The following is an 18,932-nucleotide window of genomic DNA, read 5'->3' on the forward strand; positions in this document are numbered from 1 at the left end:
TAACTTATACTTCGTACGGCAAAAAGGGATTTACATCTCCACCATATCTATGTACCTCTCGAATGATGCTGGAACTGATGGGAGCGAGCTCCGGAGAAGTAATTAAAAAGATCGTTTCCAGGTCTTCATTCAGATATCTGTTGATTTGGGAGATGCTGTTCTCATATTCGAAATCGGTGGTATTTCTTAATCCGCGAACCATGAACTGAGCATCGAATTTTTTAGCAAGAGAGGCAGTTAGCTCATCATACACTTCGATCTCCACCCGGCTTTCATTGGCAAATGCTTCATTGATTTTATCTACCATCCAATCCAGTTCAAAATATCTGGTGTTTTTAGAGGTATTGTGCCCGATGGCGATAATTACACGATCAAACAAATCGAGGCTCCTTTGCACAATATCAAAGTGACCTTTAGTAAACGGATCGAAGGAACCGGGGAAAATTGCCGTTTTCATATTCGTGCTCGATTGTGATTATACACAAAGATACCCACTCAGTACGTCAAAGTACTGGTGGTCTTCTACTTCATCGTAGAGGTAACTAAACTTGAGGAAGGAAGGCTTAGAACCAAAGGAAATGTTGCGTATGTATCGTTTGAGCAGAGCCATCTCTTCTGATGCTGGCTTGATAAAACCCCAGAGAAACACATGGCTTTCTTTCCCACTCATTCCCAGCTCATTGAACACCAACATGATATACTTAAGGTAATCTTCTTTCTTACGTGCTGCAAACTGGTTGTAATAGAGTAAATTTTTACCTTCAGTTACAACCAAATGTAAAATACCTCTATCGACGTACGCATACATGCTTTTCTCATCAATGTGATCTGCATGCTTCATGAAACCCTCAATAAGCGCACTGCCTTGATGGATGATGTGTACCTTCTTCTTTTTATAGATCGATTCGATCCATCGGCAAAGTTTGGTTTCGGCGGCAAATACGTTTACGGTATCCACAGCCACCTGTTTGTAGTAGTTTACTTCTTCGAACGCCGTTTTTATTTCGCTATTCAGAGCTAGGTAGTCAGCGGCAGACTCTTGTACAAACATATTGGAGGGAACCAGGGAAAACTTATGCGTTTTCAGGCACAGTTTTACATCCTTCCAAAACCCAGCCGTCATGTATTCGTGAGTGTCAAGGATCTCCTTGATTAGTCTGAGGCGACCATTTACCGTTTTTATTCCTTCGAGACGGTAATCCTCGAGACCCATCACCACATTATCCTGAGAGTCTACAACTGCAAATTGCAGGTCGTATATCCCAACCTGCATGATAAGCGAGTAATGGTCAAGTTCATCAATTGTGAACTTGGTGTCCTTTACTCGCTTAATCAGCTTGTAGGTCGATGTGTCTTGTGCAATCAAAATATTTTATTCCCAGTTACCAGCGGTGGTCACACTCGTGCGCGATCCAAATCTCAATGGCTTTCGGGTATTGTATTCACTTTCTTCGTCTCTGCTTGGATCCACAGGTCTTGGGTTTTTCACTTCAATAGCGTTTACCAATAGACCTGCCTTTAAGATTTTATCAGCCCAAATGTCAAACTTCACAGGAGGCTCTACACCCGGTACGTAAGGCAAAGTAGCAAGATTAAATCTTGGCCACTTGTTGTTGCCAAAGAGTGAATCCATCACAGCTTTGGTGCCCAGCGTGTCAATCTCTACGTAGATGCTATCTTTTCCATAGGGCTGAGGGATGATGGTTTCAGTCTTCTCGGTAAGGTAGAAACTACCTGTGTCGATGAAGGCTAACAGTTTATCCCAGTCGCTAGTGTATTGCCCGTTTACAGACATGTAAGCAATTTCTGCTTCGCGGATCATCTTGAGTTGCTCAATGATTCGAGCTTCGGCTCTTTCAATTCGTTCCGCTTCATCGATGGATGATTTGATACTGTATACTAAAAATACGGCCAATGACACCCATACCACGAGCATGACCACAGAAACAATTTTTGTTTTACTCATTGCTAAATTTCTTTTTCGCTAGGTTTTTGCAATTATAAATATTTAATGGTGATTCTTGAACACCAGAATACTATTAATGCTTAAAAGTAATCAAACCCCTAAGTTCGGTAATTTTATCTCTTGCACCAGCGGCATTAAATGCATTATGAATGGCATTTTCAGGAAGTGAAGCTAAATCTTCCGCTGAAAAGAATCTAACCTCTGTCAAAATCTGCTTTTCTGCGCTTAATTCAGGATCACTTCCTAGCTTTAAATTACCTGAGGGCCTTTTCACCTCAAAAAAAAGTTCGATAGCGTGATGGTTTCCCCCAATGTATTCATTCGTGAAAAGATATTCCCCTACTTCCACATGCAGGTTGGTTTCTTCAGCGAATTCTTTTTTAAGTGTTTCCGTAATGTGTTCGCCAAATTCCACACCACCACCAGGTGGAGACCACAAATAGCCTGCTGGCCCTATCGAGTTGTGTTTCAAAAGCAAGATTTTGCCATTTTCCTGTAATATGCCGCAGACTCGTACTCTCACTCTATCCTGAAACGGATTTTTGGAATGATTTTGATTTAACATTTGCCAAATATGTTCGTTAACTTTGGTTCTGGAATTACATTTTAATTAAAAATACTATGAAATACTTAGCGTCATTGCTGTTGATTGGATTTGCATTTTTTGCGACAGCACAGGAAGAAGATGAGCCAATGACAGGCCCAAAGATTTCTTTTACGGAAAAGTCATTTGATTTTGGGGAAATCACTCAAGGTGAGAAAGTGGAGCATGTTTTCGAATTCGAAAATGTGGGAACTGAGCCATTGATCCTGTCGGATGTGAGAACTACATGCGGATGTACAGCACCTGAGTGGCCGAGAGAGCCAATTGCTCCTGGTAAGAAGGCCAAACTAAAAGTGGTGTTTAATAGTGCCGGAAAAATGGGCATGCAAAACAAGGTGATTACTGTAATGTCAAATGCGGTGAACAATCCGGAGCGTGTGAAGATCGTCACCAATGTGATGCCTCCTGATCCAAACAATTAATAATTTCTGGAGCCAAAGATTGCGCTCCCTATTCTGACCATATTACTTCCTTCCTCCAGAGCGATTTGATAATCCCCGCTCATTCCCATGGATAGGATGTTCATTTGAACATTGGTATGGTCAGAATTTTTTATTTCATTGAAGAGGTTCTTAAGTCCTCTAAATTCCCTTCTCACCTGTTCTTCATTGTCTGTATTGGTGGCCATGCCCATGAGTCCGGCGATACGAACATGCTTCATTTCCTTAAATTCTTCGCTGGATAGAAGCTCAGTTAATTCATTTTTGTCTAGTCCGAATTTGGTGTCTTCTTCTGCAATATGCATTTGAAGAAGGCAGTCTATGATGCGGTTAGCTTTTCTCCCCTGTTTGTTTATTTCTTTTAGAAGTTTAAATGAATCGACTCCATGAATAAGGTGAACAAATGAAGCTATGTATTTTACCTTGTTTCTTTGAAGGTGACCGATCATGTGCCAGCGAATATCTTTGGGAAGCTCTTCTGCCTTTTTGGTTAGTTCCTGAACTTTATTTTCACCAAAATCGAAATGCCCGATTCTATACGCCTCCATGATATCTTCATTAGGTTTGGTTTTGCTCACCGCCACCAAAGTGCATGATCCTGGAAGGCTTTTCTTTAAATCTGTCAGTTGGTTTGATATTTCGCTCATTATTGTCTCTTTTACATCCTTAAATTTGAAAACGAAAAAATAAGTTTCGATAGGATTGAATGGCAATTTTAGGGACATTACTCAAGAAGGGGATCATGTTGCGCGAAAGTTTGGAGCAGTTATATACTTCCCCACTGGATTTGCAGAAGCAGGAGCTCAGAAACTTACTCATCCACTGTCAGAATACTAAGTTTGGCAAGGCATACTCGTTTGATAAAATCCTTAGTTCCTTCAAGCGAAGAAACGATCAGTTTTACCAGTCATTTAAGCAAGAGGTTCCCATTTTCGATTATGACAAGCTTTACGAGGAGTGGTGGCATATGGCGAAAGAGGGGAAAAAGGATGTGTGCTGGCCTGGTAAAATCAGATACTTTGCGCTGAGCTCAGGTACCTCAGGTGCGTCTTCAAAATATATTCCAATAACCAGAGAGATGGTGAAGTCTATCAGGAAAACCTCCATGAGACAGATCCTGACTATGAGCAAATACGATCTTCCGGCCTCATTGTTTTCAAAGGGGATATTGATGCTGGGTGGCAGCACAGACTTAAAGAAAAGTGGTCACTATTTCGAGGGGGATTTAAGCGGCATTACAGCAGCTCAGATTCCGTTCTGGTTTCAGCATTTTTATAAGCCGGGAAAGAAGATAGCGAAGACGAAAGATTGGAATGACAAGCTTGAAGAAATCGTCAAAAGCGCACCGGAATGGGATATCGGGATCATTGTTGGTGTTCCTGCATGGCTTCAGATTCTGATGGAAAAGATTATTGAAAAGTACAACGTGAAGACGATTCATGACATCTGGCCTAACCTGCAGATTTTCGTACACGGTGGAGTATCCTTTGAGCCATATAGGCGAGGCTTTGAGCGCTTGCTGAGTCGTCCGCTTCACTACATGGAAACATACCTTGCCTCTGAGGGTTTCATTGCTTTTCAGGCGTATCCCAATCAGAAGTCAATGAGACTTGTGCTTAATAATGGGATATTTTATGAATTCGTGCCATTCACGGTAACAAACTTTGATGAAGACGGAAAGATCAAAGAGGGTGCAGAGACTCTGAAGATTGATGAGGTAGAGGAGGGTAAGGAATACGCTTTGTTGATCACAACCAATGCAGGCGCATGGAGATACCTTATTGGAGACGTTATCAAATTTACATCTGTTGAGGAAAATGAGATTGTGATTACAGGCCGAACAAAGCTATTTATGAGCTTGTGTGGCGAGCATTTGAGTCTGGATAACATGAACAAGGCAATTGAATTGGTGGAGGAAGAAATGAAGATTGATATTAGGGAGTTTACACTACTTGGAGAAAGAGCAGATAGCTTATTTGCTCATCATTGGTATATTGGAACGGATGACCCAGTAGATGAAAATCAATTGAAAGATAGAATTGATCACTATCTAAAAGAATTAAACGATGATTATCGGGTGGAGCGAACCTCAGCACTCAAAGAGGTGAGAATAAGCGTGTTAGCATCAAATACCTTTTATGAATGGATGGAGTCTCAAGGTAAGGTTGGCAGTCAAAATAAATTTCCGCGTGTATTAAAGAAAGAAAAAGCCCAACTTTGGAAAAATTTTCTAACCGACCAAAATACCCAAGCGAGCTAGATGCCACCAATTATTAACGGACTGATCTTTGGACTGATCTTCATTTTTGCTCTTGGTCCTGCATTTTTTGCACTTATCCAAACCAGCATTCAGCAAGGATTTAAAAAAGCTATCGTACTTGCAGTCGGTATATCTATAAGTGACGTGTTTTATGTGGTTCTGGTCTTGCTAGGTATGGCAAAAGCTCTGGAGACAGATGACTTCAAATTTTGGATGGGAATTTTTGGTGTGATCATGCTGGGAGCATATGGTCTCTATAGCTGGTTTAAAACACCAAAAATCCAAAGTGAGGAGGCTATCATGAACGACTCAAACTACGCGAAACATTTTGCGAAAGGGCTTTTTTTAAATGGGCTCAACCCCTTTATTATCGTTTCGTGGGCTACCTGGGTGAGCGCTATAGCAATCAATTTTGAGTACAGCTTCAATGAGCAACTTCAGTTTTTCGGAGGCATGCTCATTACGATCTTAAGTATGGACATTGGAAAAGCGTTTATTGCGCATCGTTTGAAACACCTGATAACAGTAAAATTCGTTCGTAACATGAATAGAACAGTAGCTGTAATACTGATTCTCTTTGCTTTCCAGATTCTATATTTCCTGCTAAATAATTACGTATAAAAAAAGCGCGTCCCGAGATCGGAACACGCTTACTTTTAACTTACTAACCTAACCTAATTATTGTATTGTAAAACCAAATACCTTTTCGTCTGCATTGGTATTTACTACTAATGTGTAAGTACCTTCTACAAGGTTTGTGATTTTAGATAAATCAATTTTTTCTTCGTTGATTTCTTTTTCTTCCTCGTTGAGGTAAAGTTTTATTTCTTCTTTCTTTGGATTGGTAATCCAAATTTTAGTTCCTTTCGAGAAAACCGGCTGTCCGCTTTCGATGGCAACAGCGCTATTGCTAAACTCTACCTCCAGTTCCTGAGGCTGAGACGAAGTGGTGAATGATACAACAAAATTAAATCCAACCACTGACAGTAAAATTGCTACAAACTTTATCATAACCTGCTTTCTTTAATAGTAGTGTAACACAAACAACGAGAAAAACCCTGACTTGGTATCAGGGTTTTAGTTTAGTTACAATAAAGTATAGTCGAAATGCTAAATATTGTCGTTTAGGCCTTTAAGTCTCTTTTATTGAGAATCCAGGTGATAAAAAGCATGAAAATAGCTCCCCAGCCGATAGCAATAACCCATTCGTGCCAATAGATGTCATCTTTAATTTCTTGAAAGAAATATCGTGCAAAAGGACTTTCGTAAGCTTTACCGCAAAGCTTCTCCATGGAATAGATTGGGAAAAACTTGACTATCCCTGCTGTATAGTCTTTGGTAAATGGAGCAAATTCCAAAATGGAAGTGACAATAGGCTCAAAGACCAGGCTATACATCATCGTAAATACGATTGCAAAACCTGCCTTTTTAATGACCATTGCCAAACTGAAAGCAAAGAGACAAAAGATGACCAACTGGAAGAAGTAGGCGAGAAGATACTCCATCTCGTCAAAGATGTATTTGAAATCGGTGACATGTGAGTATAGGAAGCCCGCTATAAGTCCGGAGGCGAATAGCACCAGCGTACACACTGCAGACAGAAAAAGAATTAACGAAAGCTTAGAAAGCAAAAACTCCTTTTTACTCACACCATCTATAATGTTTTGGCGGAGAGTGTTATAGGATAGCTCATTGTTTACCGAAACAATCACGATAAATGAGATGAGAACCTTGACGAATGATGCCAGCCAAACAGAATTTTGCCAGATGTCCGGGAAATCGTAAATCGGTAGGATGGTTGGATCAATGCCGTCAAAGTCAACATCCTTGCTCTTGAGCCACTCCAGGAAGAACACACCTCCATTGGTAATGATCAATTGAGCGAGTAAATAGAGCCCAAACAGAATCCAGAATACCCTGTAATGCTTCAGTTTCAGCCATTCAAGTGTAAAAGCTCTAATCATTTTCTTTTAAGATTTTTAGGAATTCCTGTTCTAGTGATTTGGATTGTGGAATTAGTTTTTTCAGAGCTATGCCCTGATCAAAGCAGAATTGGTTTAGGTGATCCGAGGATTGTCCTTCTTTTAGGTAGGCCATTAGTGAACCATTTTGACGCTCCATTTTCTCCAGGCCATCAAATTTTTCAATGGCTGTCGAGAGCTGATCGAGATCAGGCGATGATATTTCTACCGCGTTGGTCTCACCCAGAATTTCATTTACGGATCCTTCGTGTAGTTTCACTCCTTTTCTCAGGATGCAGAAATCTGTACATACCTTTTGTACTTCATCCAGCAAGTGGCTGGCCATGATGATGGTTTTTCCCTGTGCAGCGATATCTCTGATTAGCTGCCTCACTTCTGCGATTCCTTCAGGATCAAGCCCATTGGTTGGTTCGTCGAGCATTAATACCGGAGGATCGGAGAGAAGGGCTGCCGCTAAGGATAGGCGCTGCTTCATTCCTAAGCTGTAAGTCTTAAATTTATCGTCCTTGCGCTCGTACAGGTTTACTTGCTTCAAGATTTCATCGATCCTACTCGTCCCACATTTTTTGATGTGAGCGACAATTCTTAGATTTTGAACGGCGGTGAGATAGCTATAGAAGCAAGGAGTCTCCAGGATGGAACCGATCTTTTGTCTGGCCTCTACATTTTTCATTCCACCAAACCACTCAAAGCTTCCACTCGATGGTGCTACAACTTCAAGTATCATTCCGAGTGTAGTTGTCTTTCCACTTCCGTTCGGCCCCAGTATACCGTAAACCTGACCCTCTTTTATGGTGAGATCTAGTTGGTTTACAGCCGTGAGTCGGCCAAATTTCTTGGTGAGTTTATTGATTTTTAAAACACTCATTTGAATTGCTCAGTTATCATTGGTAGCACATCATCACTTTGGAAGGTTTGAATCAGTGTGGGAATCTTAGCAAATGGAATATCTCCTCTCAGGTAAAATGCCATAGCTCTTCCTTCTGAAGCCATCACGCCAACATACTCTTGTTTTTTCCCGATGATTCGAATCTCCTGTTGACCGAGCATAGTCATATACTCTTCATATCCGACAGCCTCATAATCTTTAAGGAAGCTTGTATATGTTTTTGATGCAACTGTTGCAGAATCCAACGTATAGATCAATACCTTCTCTATGTCGTTCACAAGCTCATTAAAGTTAGGATCTTGAGTGATATTAATCATCCGGAGTGTGCTTGGGTAGAAACACAGTGGATTCATCCATCTTGTGGGTCTTCGCGGCTCTGCAAAGTCTTTGATGATTGATTCCTGTGCTAGCAGGCTGCAGCTGAGAAGCAATGCAAAAGCAAGTAGTGATAGTTTTTTCATTGTGATTTAATAAAGGCAGGGGAGATATATCTCACCCCACCTTGTCAACTAACTGTCTTTAGTTCTTACCGTCTTCTTCCAGATTTTTGAGGTATTTCAGCTCGCTCATTCGCATCATGCTTGCCAGCTTAGACACCTGCTTTAGGTCTATAATTCCGTACAGACTGACCATGGCAAATTTCTCTTTACCACCGGCTACCAGAATCAACTCCTCAATGATGCCGTCTTTCTCTTTGATAGAGATTTTCACATTTTCCTCGGCATCTTTTACAGTCATCAATTCCTCATATCCTGCTTTGGCAACATCGCTGATGGCGCTGTTGTAAAGCCCTTTAGGGTCAGATACCTTTTCGCTGGCTACTACTTTCATGCCTTTCAGCTTACTGATAACATCCAGAAATTCCTTTTCATCTTCGGTGTTTCCTTCCATCTCTGTGAATAGCGAAAACATCTTGCTACTCACAGATACCTTTGTGAATGTTTCATCATTTTCATACTTGTCAAAGTATTTGGAAACTACGGCTCCCTGTCCGAAGGCATAGCCTGCAACAGAAAGAACAAACATGGTTAATACAATCTTTTTCATCGTTTTATTTTTTATGGTCTTAAATCGAGGTTTTGGTTTTCTGTAGTAAAAAGTGCTTTAGGATTCTTCCTGTAGCTCTTCTTTAGCTTTATTAAACTTTGTGAGCTCCAACGTGTGACTCTGCCCTTGATTTAGCTCAGAGCCAATCATCATTAAAGCATCTTTGGTTGCCTGGAGTGCAGTTTCAGGGTCATCAATATCAAACGGGTCCTTACCTGCATCATTGAAAACCAACGCTGCTGTAATAACTCCGATCGTAATTGTGGCTGCTGCTGAAAGCCAGGCTTTTTTTCCGCTAAGGCCTTTTGATCCTTTGTACTTCACCTCTTTTTGCTTGGTGAGGTATCGGAAATAGTGACTTTCATTGTTGAGAGCAGGGTTGGATTTGAAGTGTGATTTAATCACTTTCTCTTCTTCCAGGCTGGTCTCACCGTTCCAGTACTTTTCCAGTAGTTTATCAATTTGCGATCCCATATGCGTCTATTTTTTGCATGGCTTCCTTCACTTTCTTTCTGGCCCGATGAATGTTGACTTTTACGTCACTCTCACTGAGGCCACATGTATCAGCTATATCCTGATAGCTCATGTCTTCCACTTCACGAAGGTGAAAGACCTCCTGCTGCTTGGCCGGTAGCGTTTTGAGCACTTCATTCATCAGTGACATAAAGTCATCTGTGATGGCCTGCTCTTCTACCGTGCCTGAATATCTCATATTCACCACCTTTTCATCCAGGTCTGCATATCGGTTCCTTCGCAAGATCTCGATGCATCGGTTTCTGACAATACGAAAAGCCCACGCGTTGACTTTTTCTACTTTGTCCAGATCCTTGCGAATACTCCAGATTTTCGTAAGACAGTCCTGCACTACATCCTTGGCAGTCTCCGGTTCATGTACTATTGATAACGCGTATCGGTACATGCCGTCGCTGGCTGGTAGGATGTGTTTATGGTAAAGGTTGTGTGACATTCAGCAAGATGATGTGGAAGCCGAATGAAAAGTTACAGATTAGTTTAATCTTTTTTAATCCGTCAACACATTAGTAACGAAAGTCGACTTAGTCATCAGCCAAAGCAGCAAGAAAATAGCTGCCCATTTCAGGTATACATAGTAGAAGTCAGTCGTGTCCTTATATCTGGTTTCTTTGATCTCTGCTTTTTCAAGCCTGTCTATTTCGTCAAAAACCTGAACCAGGGCTTCTTTGTCCGACACCCTATAAAACTTACCGTTTCCGATCTTGGCAATTTCCCTGAGGGTGGTCTCATCAAAAGTATTTTCCACTAGCCTTGGCCGTCCAAAAAAATCAGTCCCAAATGGGACCTTTCCTTCTCTACCAATGGCAATCACATACATCTTGATGTTGTAGGCGTTTGCCAGATTGGCTGCTGTGATAGGATCTACATTGCCGGCTGTATTGTCTCCATCGCTAAGCAAAATCATCACTTTAGACTCAGACTCTGATTCGCGCAAGAAATTTATCCCAGAAGTAATGGCATTACCAATGGCTGTGCCCCTGCTTTCTATCTTGTCAAAGTCTATGTCCTCAATTAGTTCGTAAAGAAGACCATAATCGGTGGTGAGAGGGCAAGAAGGCAAAGCATCACCAGAAAAGATCACGAGTCCAATTCTATCTTGAAAGCGACCGGCAACAAAGTTTCGCGCTACTTCTTTGGCTGCTTCCAGACGATTGGGGAGGAAATCCATGATTTGCATTGATTCTGAGATGTCAATATTCAGAACTATGTCAATTCCTTCACTCCATTGCTCTACCTGCTCATTGGTGGTTTGAGGCCTGGCCAGACTGGTCATGATGAGCACCAGACTTAAGATGAAGAAAATAGGTGGAATGAATCTTAGGTAAGTAATTGGATCACTCTTTAGATCCTTCTTAGTAAGCGCTACAGGTAATTTTTGGCTAAACCGATTTACAATTAACCATCTAAGTATAAAAATTAATGGAATAGACAGCATGGCATAAAACCATAGTGGGTTGGCCCAATCAAAGCTTTGGAGTCTTGCAGGGCTAAACCATTCAAGTGAGAGCCAGTTTGCTGTTTTACTTTCCATTTTTGATTTCCTCTACTTTTTTAGAATACCTGTCCTGAGTAAAGTCTTCTATCTGCTGAAAATCCTGAAATACATTTTCTTGCACACGCTTACCATACACCACCCGATCAATGGCTTTGAGTGGTTTTTCCAATTCTTGTGCAAAATCATGGCTTAAGATTTCCTTCGTTGTAAGTACTGAGAAAGGCACCTGATCCAACTGCTCCTGATAGTTTTTCCAGAAAACGAGCGTTTTTTCTGCTAATTCCGGATCTGGGTCTACTTTAAGTTTGGTTACATAGGAGTTGAAAATCTCAGAGAACTGCTCGTATCGTTTCCTCAGCCTCATAAGCTTAAACCATTTCGCAATTCGCTTTCCGAAAATCAAAAGCAATGTGATTGTCAACAGAATCAGTCCACCGAGGATGTAGTACATCAGTGGATAGTTGAACTGCCTATCTACAGCCTGGTAGTCAAGGTTAGTTTTAAGTTTTGTTGAGTCTGAAACAATTGGCGCCAGTTCCGTCAGGAAAATAGAGTCTAGCGGGGTTTCGATCCTGGTGGAGTCTTTTCCTTTCAAAATGACGGCCGGCAGTTTGAGATACTGTACTAGATCAATCTCGAAGGATTGAATCGTGTACACCGTGCTGTCATATGCCAAGCCATCCTTTATGGATGTAGGGAAATAAGTTTTGGAACTAAACTCAAATGGCGCAAATGAATATAAGCTATCCGGGAACACCATTTCCAAATCAGGAGGATAAGACGCTGACATCCAGAAATTCACATCCTGCCCAATAAGCAGGCTATCCTCTACAAAGCCGCCCTTTACAGAAATTTCCTGTGCGCTCATGTTTATGGAGCACAAAAGGGCAATGATCGTCAACCAACGTTTACCTTGTCCTTCTCGCATTGCTTCTGTTTCTGTGTCTGAAAAGTTTGATGAGTTTAGGAACGTAATCATCCTCTGTGCCAATGGAAATGTAGTTTACGTCATTTCGCTTACAGAAATCCTCAAGGGATTCTTTATTCTGCCCATGCGTCTTTTCCACGGCATTTTTAAATTCTTTTGATGAGGTGTTTAGCCACACTGTTTTGCCGGATTCCTTTTCGTAAAGGGGTACAATGCCCAAATGAGGAATTGCAGATTCTCTTTTATCTGAGATATGCACAACCACCAGGTCGTGTTTACGTGCCAAACCCCGCATTGAATGGGTAAAGTTTTCATCGATGAAATCAGAGATAACAAATACGATGGCTTTTTTATTTAGAAGATTGAGCGTGTACTTGATGCCTTCGTTGATGTTGGTCTTTCTGGACTTTGGCTTGAGCGAAAACATTCGATTGATGATCTCATATGCATGCTTTACCGTCTTGCTCGGCTTCACATAGTCTTCTACCTGATCAGAATAGCAGAGCAGACCCACCTTGCTGCCTTCACGTATAGCCGAAAGTGCCAAAAGCCCGGTCATTTCTTTCGCCAAATCTATTTTTTGTCGTTTGTCTTTCCCGATTTCCTGAGAGGCTGAAACATCCAAAAGAAAGAAAACAGTCTGCTCTTTCTCTTCAATGAATGTTTTCATGAAGGTACCATGACCTTTGGCGGTTACTCGCCAGTCTATGTTTCTTACATCATCTCCCCATTGGTAGGGACGAACGTCATCAAACTCCAATCCCGATCCTTTGAAGATGGAATGGAAGTCTCCCTGCATCTGCGAATTGATCGCTTTTCTGATGCGTATTTCGTACCGTCTAAGTCTTTTGAGGATGTCCTTCATGTCGAGTTTTTTGCTTTATCAAGTTTGGCAAGAATATGGCATCATTGATAATTGCATTGCTTGTATGATCTTTGCTTTTAGATCAAAACAAGCTTTGACCTTCAAAATTATATTTTCACGAATTTATAGACCGATTTGAGAAACATTTTTTTAACCGTTCTTGTAATAGTTTGCTCCTGCACAAGTTCAGACACTCCTGAGGATCTGATTACGCCACCCAAGATGGTGGAGGTGATGATCGAAATTCACCTACTTGATGCTAAAATCAACAATGTGCCGGTGGTTCCTTCCGATAGTACGCAAGCGGTTTACGAACACTATGAGAAATTGTTATTTAAGGACCTAGGTATCACCCAGGAACAATACGAGCGTAGTTTCAACTATTATGTAGATAATCCAAATGATTTTGAGAAGATCTACACAGCTGTAGTGGATACTTTGATGGCCAGAGAAAAGAGGTATAAGTAGTGAAAGTATATCCGCAGGATATTGAAGAAAAATTAGGATTTGATCAAATCCGCAATCACTTGATCGGGTTTTGTCAGAGCGACCGGGGGGAGCAGCTCGCCAAAAAAGCAAAGCCAACCGATAATTATGAGGTACTGATAAAGTGGCTAAATCAAGCCAAGGAGATGATCAGGCTTAAACGGAGTTCTGAAGATAAAGTGTCTTTCGAATTTCCGGATATTGATGATTATCTCACCAGAATAAGAGTGCCGGGTTCATTTCTTGATCCACAGGATTTTCATGAGCTCAAAAGGGGTGTAAAGACGCTAACATCCTGGGTATTGTTTTTTCAGCAAAAAGGAGATGGCTACCCGGAGCTCTTCAGTCTTTCCAGCAGGATTGAAATTGATTCGAACCTTGCCATCCACATTGATAAAACAATAGATGATAGGGGAGAAGTAAAAGACTCAGCTTCTCGAGAGCTTGCTGAGATCAGATCAAAAATTACAAAGTCCGAGCAAGCGGTGCGTTCGGCCATCCAAAAGATACTGAAGAAGGCAAAGGAGGATCAGTTTACAGAGGATGATAGTACGCTTACGGTACGAGATGGACGGCTGGTTATTCCTGTAAAAGCAGAGCATAAGAAGCGCATTCAGGGATTTGTGCATGACGAATCCGCAACAGGGCAAACGGTCTATCTTGAGCCTGGAGAGGTGCTGGATTTGAACAATCAGGTGAGGGAGCTGAAATATGCGGAGAAGAGAGAGGTTATTCGCATTTTGATTGAGTTGTCAGATCATGTCCGAGCTAATCTTTCAGATTTAAAGAATGGTTCTGACTTACTGGAAAAGTTGGATTTTATTCATGCGAAAGCCTTATTGGCTGACTTGATCAATGGAGTGATTCCAGAGGTTGGTAAATCAACCAGTTTTTCAATGATTAACGCTATCCACCCGCTGCTCTTTTTGTCGCATCAAGCTAGTAGCAAGCCAGTGATTCCATTAAACCTGACTCTAGATCAGGAGAAAAGAATTTTGATCATATCAGGACCTAATGCTGGTGGTAAATCTGTAGCATTAAAGACCGTTGGGTTACTTCAATACATGCTGCAAGCAGGATTACCGGTTTCCATCAATGAAGAAAGCAAAATGGGCATTTTCTCTTCTATTTTCATTGATATTGGAGATACTCAATCTATTGAGGATGATTTGAGTACATACAGTTCTCATTTGGCCTCCATGAAGTTTTTTCTTAAGCAAACGAATAAAAAATCCTTATTCTTAATCGATGAGTTTGGGAAGGGAACCGAACCGCAGTTTGGCGGTGCTATTGCTGAATCTGTTTTACATGAGCTAAACAAGCAGCGTGCATTCGGGATTGTGACAACACATTATCAAAATCTGAAAAAGATTGGTGATGAAACCCCGGGGTTGATCAATGGAGCAATGAAATATGATCTGGAGGCTCTGGAGCCACTTTTTGAATTGGAGGTGGGTAAGCCGGGAAGCTCGTTTGCGTTTGAAATAGCAAGTAAAATTGGATTGCCGGCTGAGATCATCGAATCAGCGAGGAAGAAGATAGGTAGCTCACATGTAGCCTATGATCAGCTTTTGAACCAACTGGAGAAGGAGAAAGCTCGATATGAAAAGTTGACGAAGAAATTGGAGAAGGATCAGGGTGACTTAAATAAGGTTCGCAAGGACTATGAGGATCTAAGGAGCATGCTGGAAGAGGATAAAAAACGAATCATTAAGGAAGCTAAGAAAGAGGCTAATCACATCCTGGAAGCTGCGAACAAAGATGTGGAGCGGGTGATCCGGGAGATAAAGGAGAGCAAAGCATCAAAGGAGAGAACAAAGGCTGCCAGGGAAAAGCTTGATCATAAAAAATCTCAATTGAAAGAAAAGCAGAAGCCCCGAAAAGCTGAGATAAAAGAAGGTGATGTTGTTAGCGTCATTGGTCAGGATACAACTGGTACGGTTCAGAAAATAAAAGGCAAGCAGGCTGAGGTTTTATTTGGATCTATGAAGTCCATCGTATCAACTGACAAACTGCAAAAAGCGAACGCTTCGCCTCAGGTGAGCTATCAAAAGAAGGTGAAAAAACTGGGGATTGATCTAAGCAATAAGATGGCCAACTTCAATCATGAAATAAGCATCAGAGGGATGAGAGCGGATGAAGCTATGAGTGAGGTTGAAGCTTTTATTGATGAAGCTTTGCTAGTGGGAGCAGACGAGATAAGAATCGTACATGGAAAAGGACATGGTGTGCTTAGAGAGATTGTGAGGACGGTGACCAAAGGTCATCCGAGTATTGCCAGCATCGAAGATGAGCATGCAGATAGGGGTGGAGCTGGCATTTCAGTGATTAAGCTACAATAATGGAATTTACCAGGCAGCAACTAGCACTTAGAAATGGCAATGATCGGGAAGAAATCTGGATTGCATACCGAGGAGTGATTTATGATGTGACGCATTCCAGATTATGGAAAAACGGAAAGCACTATGAGCACTGGGCAGGCCAGGATCTCACAGACGAATTGCAAGATGCTCCCCACGATACAAAAGTTTTTGAGAAATTGCAGGTAGTAGGGAAACTTGTTAAATGACTTCAGGTAGTGTTACGAACGTTATTTTTCCTTTCATCATTCAGCTTTTTAATTGGATTGTCATTTTCACAATTTCCAAATTCTATCAATTATACTATTAATGATGGCCTTCCTTCAAACACCGTTTATTGCATAATTCAAGATAATCAGGGCTTTATTTGGTTCGGGACAGACGCTGGATTAAGCCGATTTGATGGTGTGGAATTCAGGAATTATGGATTAAAAGAGGGGTTACCGGATATGGATATCCTTTCCTTTTTTAAGGACTCCAAGGACAGGATATGGTTTTACACCTATAATGGGAGAGTAGGGTACTTAAAGGATGGAAGGATTTATAATTCTAAAAATGAAAGCTTTTTGAAAAATGCTGATTTTAAATCCCGAATCTCAAGTATTGTTGAAAGCCAGGGAAAGATTTATGTTTCAGCTCTGGTTGATGGCATTAAGATCTTGAATGAAACCACCACTGACTCATTAAAATTTGATGGGTTTACCTATTATTTGACCGAATTAAATGGAAAATGCAATTGGGTCATTGTGAGTGGTTATGATGTAAAATACACGATCTTAGAAGTTGATAAATTAATGGAGCTTGATAGCTTATCTAACTCCGATTTAAAATTAATGGGTCAGGGAAAGTGCCATTCTTTCTCTTACCTTAAATCTTATGATGAAAAGATCTACACTTGCTTCCCCTCGCTCAATCAGGGGTTGATGAAAATTGATCCTCAAAAAAAATCTATTGAGGAGTTTATCATCCAAGACACCAAAATCTACAATTTTGACAGAGGTGAGGATGATTTTTTATTATTCACTGACAAAGGAATTAAGTCTTTAGATCCTCATATACTCAATAGTACTGATATCTTAAACCTTGATGAGACAACCTCTAGCATACTGGATAATGAAGGAAATCGATGGGTATCAACATTGGATAAGGGAGTTTTTTTTCTACCAAAAAATGAGGTAAAAAAGCATGAAGACCTTGAAATAGAAGGTTTGAGTGCTTATAATGATTCGATTCTTTACCTGGTCCACTCAGACAATAAAGTCGGGTATTTAGATCATGGTCAAGTAACCGACCTATATGACGTGCCCAGTTCTTATTTGAAAGCCATCTATGTGGATTCTCTTCAGGATATATGGACACTTCATTCAAATTTTTTTTATAAAAATGGTCGAATTAATGACAATCGCTTCAAAGCAACCAATACAAGTTTTCTAAAAGGGCACATATTCATTTTTCAATCACCAAATGGGCTTAAGTATGTCCATTTGCTGGATGGAACAGAAAGGGATTTTGCATACCATCAAATCGGTAAAATCAGAGATCTAGAGTTTTTATCAGATGAGGAAATCTTCATTGCGAGTTCCAGAGGGTTGTTTATGATGGATTTAGGTAAGAATACCATCAAAAGCTATCGAGCATTTGATAACCTTCAAATTACAGATATAGGTATGGATCGGTATGATTTTATCTGGGTTGCAACAAATGGATTAGGCCTATTGAGAATTAAGCTTAGTGCATTAAAAGATCTAAATCCTGATCAACTCAACGCTTTTCGGGCCACTAATTATTCCAATGTGTATGGAAAGACATTAATCATCGATACAATCATCTATGCCGCCAGTCCCAAAGGAGTGAGTAAGTTTTATTTCGATGAAAACACCATTTCCAAACTTTCACATATTTCCGAATCAAACGGCCTGATTCCTGCCAGAGTGAATGATATCAAGTATTTTAGAAATGATATATATATAGCTCAGGATAACGGACTATTTACTTTTTCACATAGTCAGGACTTTGACGAAAGTATGGATTTTCCAATCATTATAGACGAAGTAGTGGCGGATGATTCGTTGTTTTCAAATACAGATGATATAATTTATTTTCCTTACGATGTTGGTCCTATTCAGATTAATACGAAAACTATTTATTTCAAGGATCATAGAAATCTGGCTTATCAGTTTCGGCTAATCAAGGACAATGAACTTGAACCTGTTTGGTCAGGGAGCCCCAACAATGAATTTATTTTCTCAAAGCTATCACCGGGCAGCTATACTTTTCAGGTCAGGTCAAAGTCAATCAATAGTGAATGGTCCACTCCACAAATTTTGAAATTTCACATTGATAATATTTTTTGGCAAACACAATGGTTTCTCTTAGTTGTCACTTTGGCGCTCCTATTATTTGCTTACTTAATTTATTTCTTTATTTCAAAGGCAAAGAGGAATCGGCAGATGCTGATGCGTGCCAAGATTGAATCTGATCTGAAAGCGCTTAAAGCTCAAATAAATCCTCATTTCCTTTTCAATTCGATTAATTCAATTCAGACGTTTATCCTGGAGGGTAATAGCTCTATTGCAGAAAGCTATTTGGTTAAGTACGGCAAGCTAATGAGGACGATTTTAAATCATTCTGATTCTCTCACAGTATCCATAAGTGAAGAAATAGATGCGATGAGGTTATATGTTGAGTTGGAGAAACTGCGATTGTATAGACCTTTAGATTTCGAGATTTCAGTTGATGAAAATATCGATATCTATCTCGAAAGAATACCATCAATGATAGTGCAACCCATAATTGAAAATTCAATTTGGCACGGTATTCAGCCTAGCGATTCGGCCAATAAAATTCTGCTAACATTTGAACTTAAGGGAAAGCAAATATTTGTCAAAGTTGAGGATAATGGTGTCGGTTTTACCTCTAATGAGGATTTGCATAACAATCCTCATGGTATTCAACTGATAGAAGAAAGAATAAGTCTAATTAATAAATTACACGGTGTAGAGTCCAAATTTGAAATAAATTCTGATGAAACAGGCACAAGTGTGACATTTTGTTATCCTTCCATAAGTTGAATAGA

General features: G+C 40.5%; 22 protein-coding genes. 7 read left to right on the forward strand and 15 right to left on the reverse strand.

What is annotated here, in order from left to right; all coding sequences use genetic code 11:
* Window positions 1-4: 4 nt before the first annotated feature.
* The 4 genes from coaD to ACEQZT_RS04285 all read right to left on the reverse strand — a co-directional run bounded on the left by coaD (window position 5) and on the right by ACEQZT_RS04285 (window position 2,531).
* A complete protein-coding gene (gene coaD, locus ACEQZT_RS04270; RefSeq protein WP_370087570.1) occupies window positions 5-457 on the reverse strand; it encodes a pantetheine-phosphate adenylyltransferase in 453 nt (150 codons plus the stop codon).
* A gap of 18 nt (window positions 458-475) precedes the next feature.
* Complete coding sequence (locus tag ACEQZT_RS04275; protein WP_370087572.1) at window positions 476-1,366, reverse strand: DUF3822 family protein; 891 nt, start codon at window positions 1,364-1,366, stop codon at window positions 476-478.
* 6 nt (window positions 1,367-1,372) lie between these two features.
* Window positions 1,373-1,966, reverse strand: coding sequence for a hypothetical protein (locus ACEQZT_RS04280; protein ID WP_370087574.1), 594 nt, complete (start codon window positions 1,964-1,966; stop codon window positions 1,373-1,375).
* A gap of 73 nt (window positions 1,967-2,039) precedes the next feature.
* Window positions 2,040-2,531 (reverse strand): NUDIX domain-containing protein, encoded by a 492-nt coding sequence (locus ACEQZT_RS04285; protein ID WP_370087576.1) that lies wholly within the window; start codon window positions 2,529-2,531, stop codon window positions 2,040-2,042.
* A 56-nt stretch (window positions 2,532-2,587) separates the two neighbouring features.
* Here ACEQZT_RS04285 and ACEQZT_RS04290 point away from each other — a divergent pair, with 56 nt between their 5' ends.
* The gene (locus tag ACEQZT_RS04290) at window positions 2,588-2,992 is read left to right on the forward strand and encodes a DUF1573 domain-containing protein (protein WP_370087578.1); all 405 of its coding nucleotides are present in this window, start codon (window positions 2,588-2,590) and stop codon (window positions 2,990-2,992) included.
* On the opposite strand, the gene ACEQZT_RS04295 is transcribed toward ACEQZT_RS04290, so the two are convergent.
* Window positions 2,989-3,657, reverse strand: a complete 669-nt coding sequence (locus ACEQZT_RS04295) for a YggS family pyridoxal phosphate-dependent enzyme (protein WP_370087580.1) — start codon at window positions 3,655-3,657, stop codon at window positions 2,989-2,991. The genes ACEQZT_RS04290 and ACEQZT_RS04295 overlap by 4 nt on opposite strands.
* A 59-nt stretch (window positions 3,658-3,716) precedes the next feature.
* Here ACEQZT_RS04295 and ACEQZT_RS04300 point away from each other — a divergent pair, with 59 nt between their 5' ends.
* Both ACEQZT_RS04300 and ACEQZT_RS04305 read left to right on the forward strand, forming a co-directional pair.
* A complete protein-coding gene (locus ACEQZT_RS04300) occupies window positions 3,717-5,270 on the forward strand; it encodes a GH3 auxin-responsive promoter family protein (RefSeq protein WP_370087582.1) in 1,554 nt (517 codons plus the stop codon).
* The gene (locus ACEQZT_RS04305) at window positions 5,271-5,891 is read left to right on the forward strand and encodes a LysE family translocator (RefSeq protein WP_370087584.1); all 621 of its coding nucleotides are present in this window, start codon (window positions 5,271-5,273) and stop codon (window positions 5,889-5,891) included.
* A 57-nt stretch (window positions 5,892-5,948) separates the two neighbouring features.
* Here the strand turns inward: ACEQZT_RS04305 and ACEQZT_RS04310 are convergent, their stop codons facing one another.
* From ACEQZT_RS04310 to ACEQZT_RS04355, 10 genes are all read right to left on the reverse strand, one after another.
* Window positions 5,949-6,281, reverse strand: a complete 333-nt coding sequence (locus ACEQZT_RS04310) for a hypothetical protein (protein ID WP_370087585.1) — start codon at window positions 6,279-6,281, stop codon at window positions 5,949-5,951.
* A 113-nt stretch (window positions 6,282-6,394) separates the two neighbouring features.
* Window positions 6,395-7,234 carry an ABC transporter permease gene (locus ACEQZT_RS04315; RefSeq protein WP_370087587.1) on the reverse strand — a complete coding sequence of 280 codons (840 nt, stop codon included), beginning with the start codon at window positions 7,232-7,234 and terminating at the stop codon, window positions 6,395-6,397.
* Window positions 7,227-8,120, reverse strand: coding sequence for an ABC transporter ATP-binding protein (locus ACEQZT_RS04320; protein WP_370087589.1), 894 nt, complete (start codon window positions 8,118-8,120; stop codon window positions 7,227-7,229). The genes ACEQZT_RS04315 and ACEQZT_RS04320 overlap by 8 nt, the downstream gene beginning before the upstream one ends.
* Window positions 8,117-8,602, reverse strand: coding sequence for a hypothetical protein (locus ACEQZT_RS04325; RefSeq protein ID WP_370087591.1), 486 nt, complete (start codon window positions 8,600-8,602; stop codon window positions 8,117-8,119). The genes ACEQZT_RS04320 and ACEQZT_RS04325 overlap by 4 nt, the downstream gene beginning before the upstream one ends.
* Window positions 8,603-8,660: 58 nt before the next feature.
* Entirely contained in the window at window positions 8,661-9,188 is a 528-nt protein-coding gene (locus ACEQZT_RS04330; RefSeq protein ID WP_370087593.1) for a DUF4252 domain-containing protein, read from the reverse strand.
* Window positions 9,189-9,245: 57 nt separating this feature from the next.
* A complete protein-coding gene (locus tag ACEQZT_RS04335; protein ID WP_370087595.1) occupies window positions 9,246-9,662 on the reverse strand; it encodes a hypothetical protein in 417 nt (138 codons plus the stop codon).
* Entirely contained in the window at window positions 9,646-10,155 is a 510-nt protein-coding gene (locus tag ACEQZT_RS04340) for an RNA polymerase sigma factor (RefSeq protein ID WP_370087597.1), read from the reverse strand. Before ACEQZT_RS04340 ends, ACEQZT_RS04335 begins: the two co-directional genes overlap by 17 nt.
* A gap of 54 nt (window positions 10,156-10,209) precedes the next feature.
* On the reverse strand, window positions 10,210-11,253 hold the full coding sequence (locus ACEQZT_RS04345; RefSeq protein ID WP_370087599.1) for a VWA domain-containing protein: 1,044 nt from the start codon (window positions 11,251-11,253) through the stop codon (window positions 10,210-10,212).
* Window positions 11,243-12,145, reverse strand: coding sequence for a hypothetical protein (locus tag ACEQZT_RS04350; protein WP_372530134.1), 903 nt, complete (start codon window positions 12,143-12,145; stop codon window positions 11,243-11,245). Before ACEQZT_RS04350 ends, ACEQZT_RS04345 begins: the two co-directional genes overlap by 11 nt.
* Entirely contained in the window at window positions 12,126-13,010 is an 885-nt protein-coding gene (locus tag ACEQZT_RS04355; protein ID WP_370087603.1) for a DUF58 domain-containing protein, read from the reverse strand. Before ACEQZT_RS04355 ends, ACEQZT_RS04350 begins: the two co-directional genes overlap by 20 nt.
* Before the next feature lie 135 nt (window positions 13,011-13,145).
* On the opposite strand from ACEQZT_RS04355, the gene ACEQZT_RS04360 reads away from it, so the two are divergent.
* From ACEQZT_RS04360 to ACEQZT_RS04375, 4 genes are read left to right on the forward strand one after another with little or no spacing between them, the layout of a single operon-like run.
* Window positions 13,146-13,478 carry a DUF4296 domain-containing protein gene (locus ACEQZT_RS04360; protein ID WP_370087605.1) on the forward strand — a complete coding sequence of 111 codons (333 nt, stop codon included), beginning with the start codon at window positions 13,146-13,148 and terminating at the stop codon, window positions 13,476-13,478.
* On the forward strand, window positions 13,478-15,838 hold the full coding sequence (locus ACEQZT_RS04365) for an endonuclease MutS2 (protein WP_370087607.1): 2,361 nt from the start codon (window positions 13,478-13,480) through the stop codon (window positions 15,836-15,838). Before ACEQZT_RS04360 ends, ACEQZT_RS04365 begins: the two co-directional genes overlap by 1 nt.
* Window positions 15,838-16,065 carry a cytochrome b5 domain-containing protein gene (locus ACEQZT_RS04370; RefSeq protein ID WP_370087609.1) on the forward strand — a complete coding sequence of 76 codons (228 nt, stop codon included), beginning with the start codon at window positions 15,838-15,840 and terminating at the stop codon, window positions 16,063-16,065. The genes ACEQZT_RS04365 and ACEQZT_RS04370 overlap by 1 nt, the downstream gene beginning before the upstream one ends.
* A 9-nt stretch (window positions 16,066-16,074) precedes the next feature.
* Complete coding sequence (locus ACEQZT_RS04375) at window positions 16,075-18,927, forward strand: histidine kinase (protein WP_370087611.1); 2,853 nt, start codon at window positions 16,075-16,077, stop codon at window positions 18,925-18,927.
* Window positions 18,928-18,932: the final 5 nt, after the last annotated feature.

Source organism: Ekhidna sp. (assembly GCF_964218185.1).
Taxonomy (GTDB): domain Bacteria; phylum Bacteroidota; class Bacteroidia; order Cytophagales; family Cyclobacteriaceae; genus Ekhidna.

Bases quoted from the DNA above. Each gene is read 5' to 3' on its own strand.
- coaD (WP_370087570.1), bottom strand. From the start codon at position 457: ATGAAAACGGCAATTTTCCCCGGTTCCTTCGATCCGTTTACTAAAGGT.
- ACEQZT_RS04325 (WP_370087591.1), bottom strand. From the start codon at position 8,602: ATGAAAAAACTATCACTACTTGCTTTTGCATTGCTTCTCAGCTGCAGC.
- ACEQZT_RS04285 (WP_370087576.1), bottom strand. From the start codon at position 2,531: ATGTTAAATCAAAATCATTCCAAAAATCCGTTTCAGGATAGAGTGAGA.
- ACEQZT_RS04370 (WP_370087609.1), top strand. From the start codon at position 15,838: ATGGAATTTACCAGGCAGCAACTAGCACTTAGAAATGGCAATGATCGG.
- ACEQZT_RS04350 (WP_372530134.1), bottom strand. From the start codon at position 12,145: ATGCGAGAAGGACAAGGTAAACGTTGGTTGACGATCATTGCCCTTTTG.
- ACEQZT_RS04300 (WP_370087582.1), top strand. From the start codon at position 3,717: ATGGCAATTTTAGGGACATTACTCAAGAAGGGGATCATGTTGCGCGAA.
- ACEQZT_RS04330 (WP_370087593.1), bottom strand. From the start codon at position 9,188: ATGAAAAAGATTGTATTAACCATGTTTGTTCTTTCTGTTGCAGGCTAT.
- ACEQZT_RS04355 (WP_370087603.1), bottom strand. From the start codon at position 13,010: ATGAAGGACATCCTCAAAAGACTTAGACGGTACGAAATACGCATCAGA.
- ACEQZT_RS04280 (WP_370087574.1), bottom strand. From the start codon at position 1,966: ATGAGTAAAACAAAAATTGTTTCTGTGGTCATGCTCGTGGTATGGGTG.
- ACEQZT_RS04310 (WP_370087585.1), bottom strand. From the start codon at position 6,281: ATGATAAAGTTTGTAGCAATTTTACTGTCAGTGGTTGGATTTAATTTT.
- ACEQZT_RS04320 (WP_370087589.1), bottom strand. From the start codon at position 8,120: ATGAGTGTTTTAAAAATCAATAAACTCACCAAGAAATTTGGCCGACTC.
- ACEQZT_RS04315 (WP_370087587.1), bottom strand. From the start codon at position 7,234: ATGATTAGAGCTTTTACACTTGAATGGCTGAAACTGAAGCATTACAGG.
- ACEQZT_RS04290 (WP_370087578.1), top strand. From the start codon at position 2,588: ATGAAATACTTAGCGTCATTGCTGTTGATTGGATTTGCATTTTTTGCG.
- ACEQZT_RS04305 (WP_370087584.1), top strand. From the start codon at position 5,271: ATGCCACCAATTATTAACGGACTGATCTTTGGACTGATCTTCATTTTT.
- ACEQZT_RS04335 (WP_370087595.1), bottom strand. From the start codon at position 9,662: ATGGGATCGCAAATTGATAAACTACTGGAAAAGTACTGGAACGGTGAG.
- ACEQZT_RS04295 (WP_370087580.1), bottom strand. From the start codon at position 3,657: ATGAGCGAAATATCAAACCAACTGACAGATTTAAAGAAAAGCCTTCCA.
- ACEQZT_RS04345 (WP_370087599.1), bottom strand. From the start codon at position 11,253: ATGGAAAGTAAAACAGCAAACTGGCTCTCACTTGAATGGTTTAGCCCT.
- ACEQZT_RS04340 (WP_370087597.1), bottom strand. From the start codon at position 10,155: ATGTCACACAACCTTTACCATAAACACATCCTACCAGCCAGCGACGGC.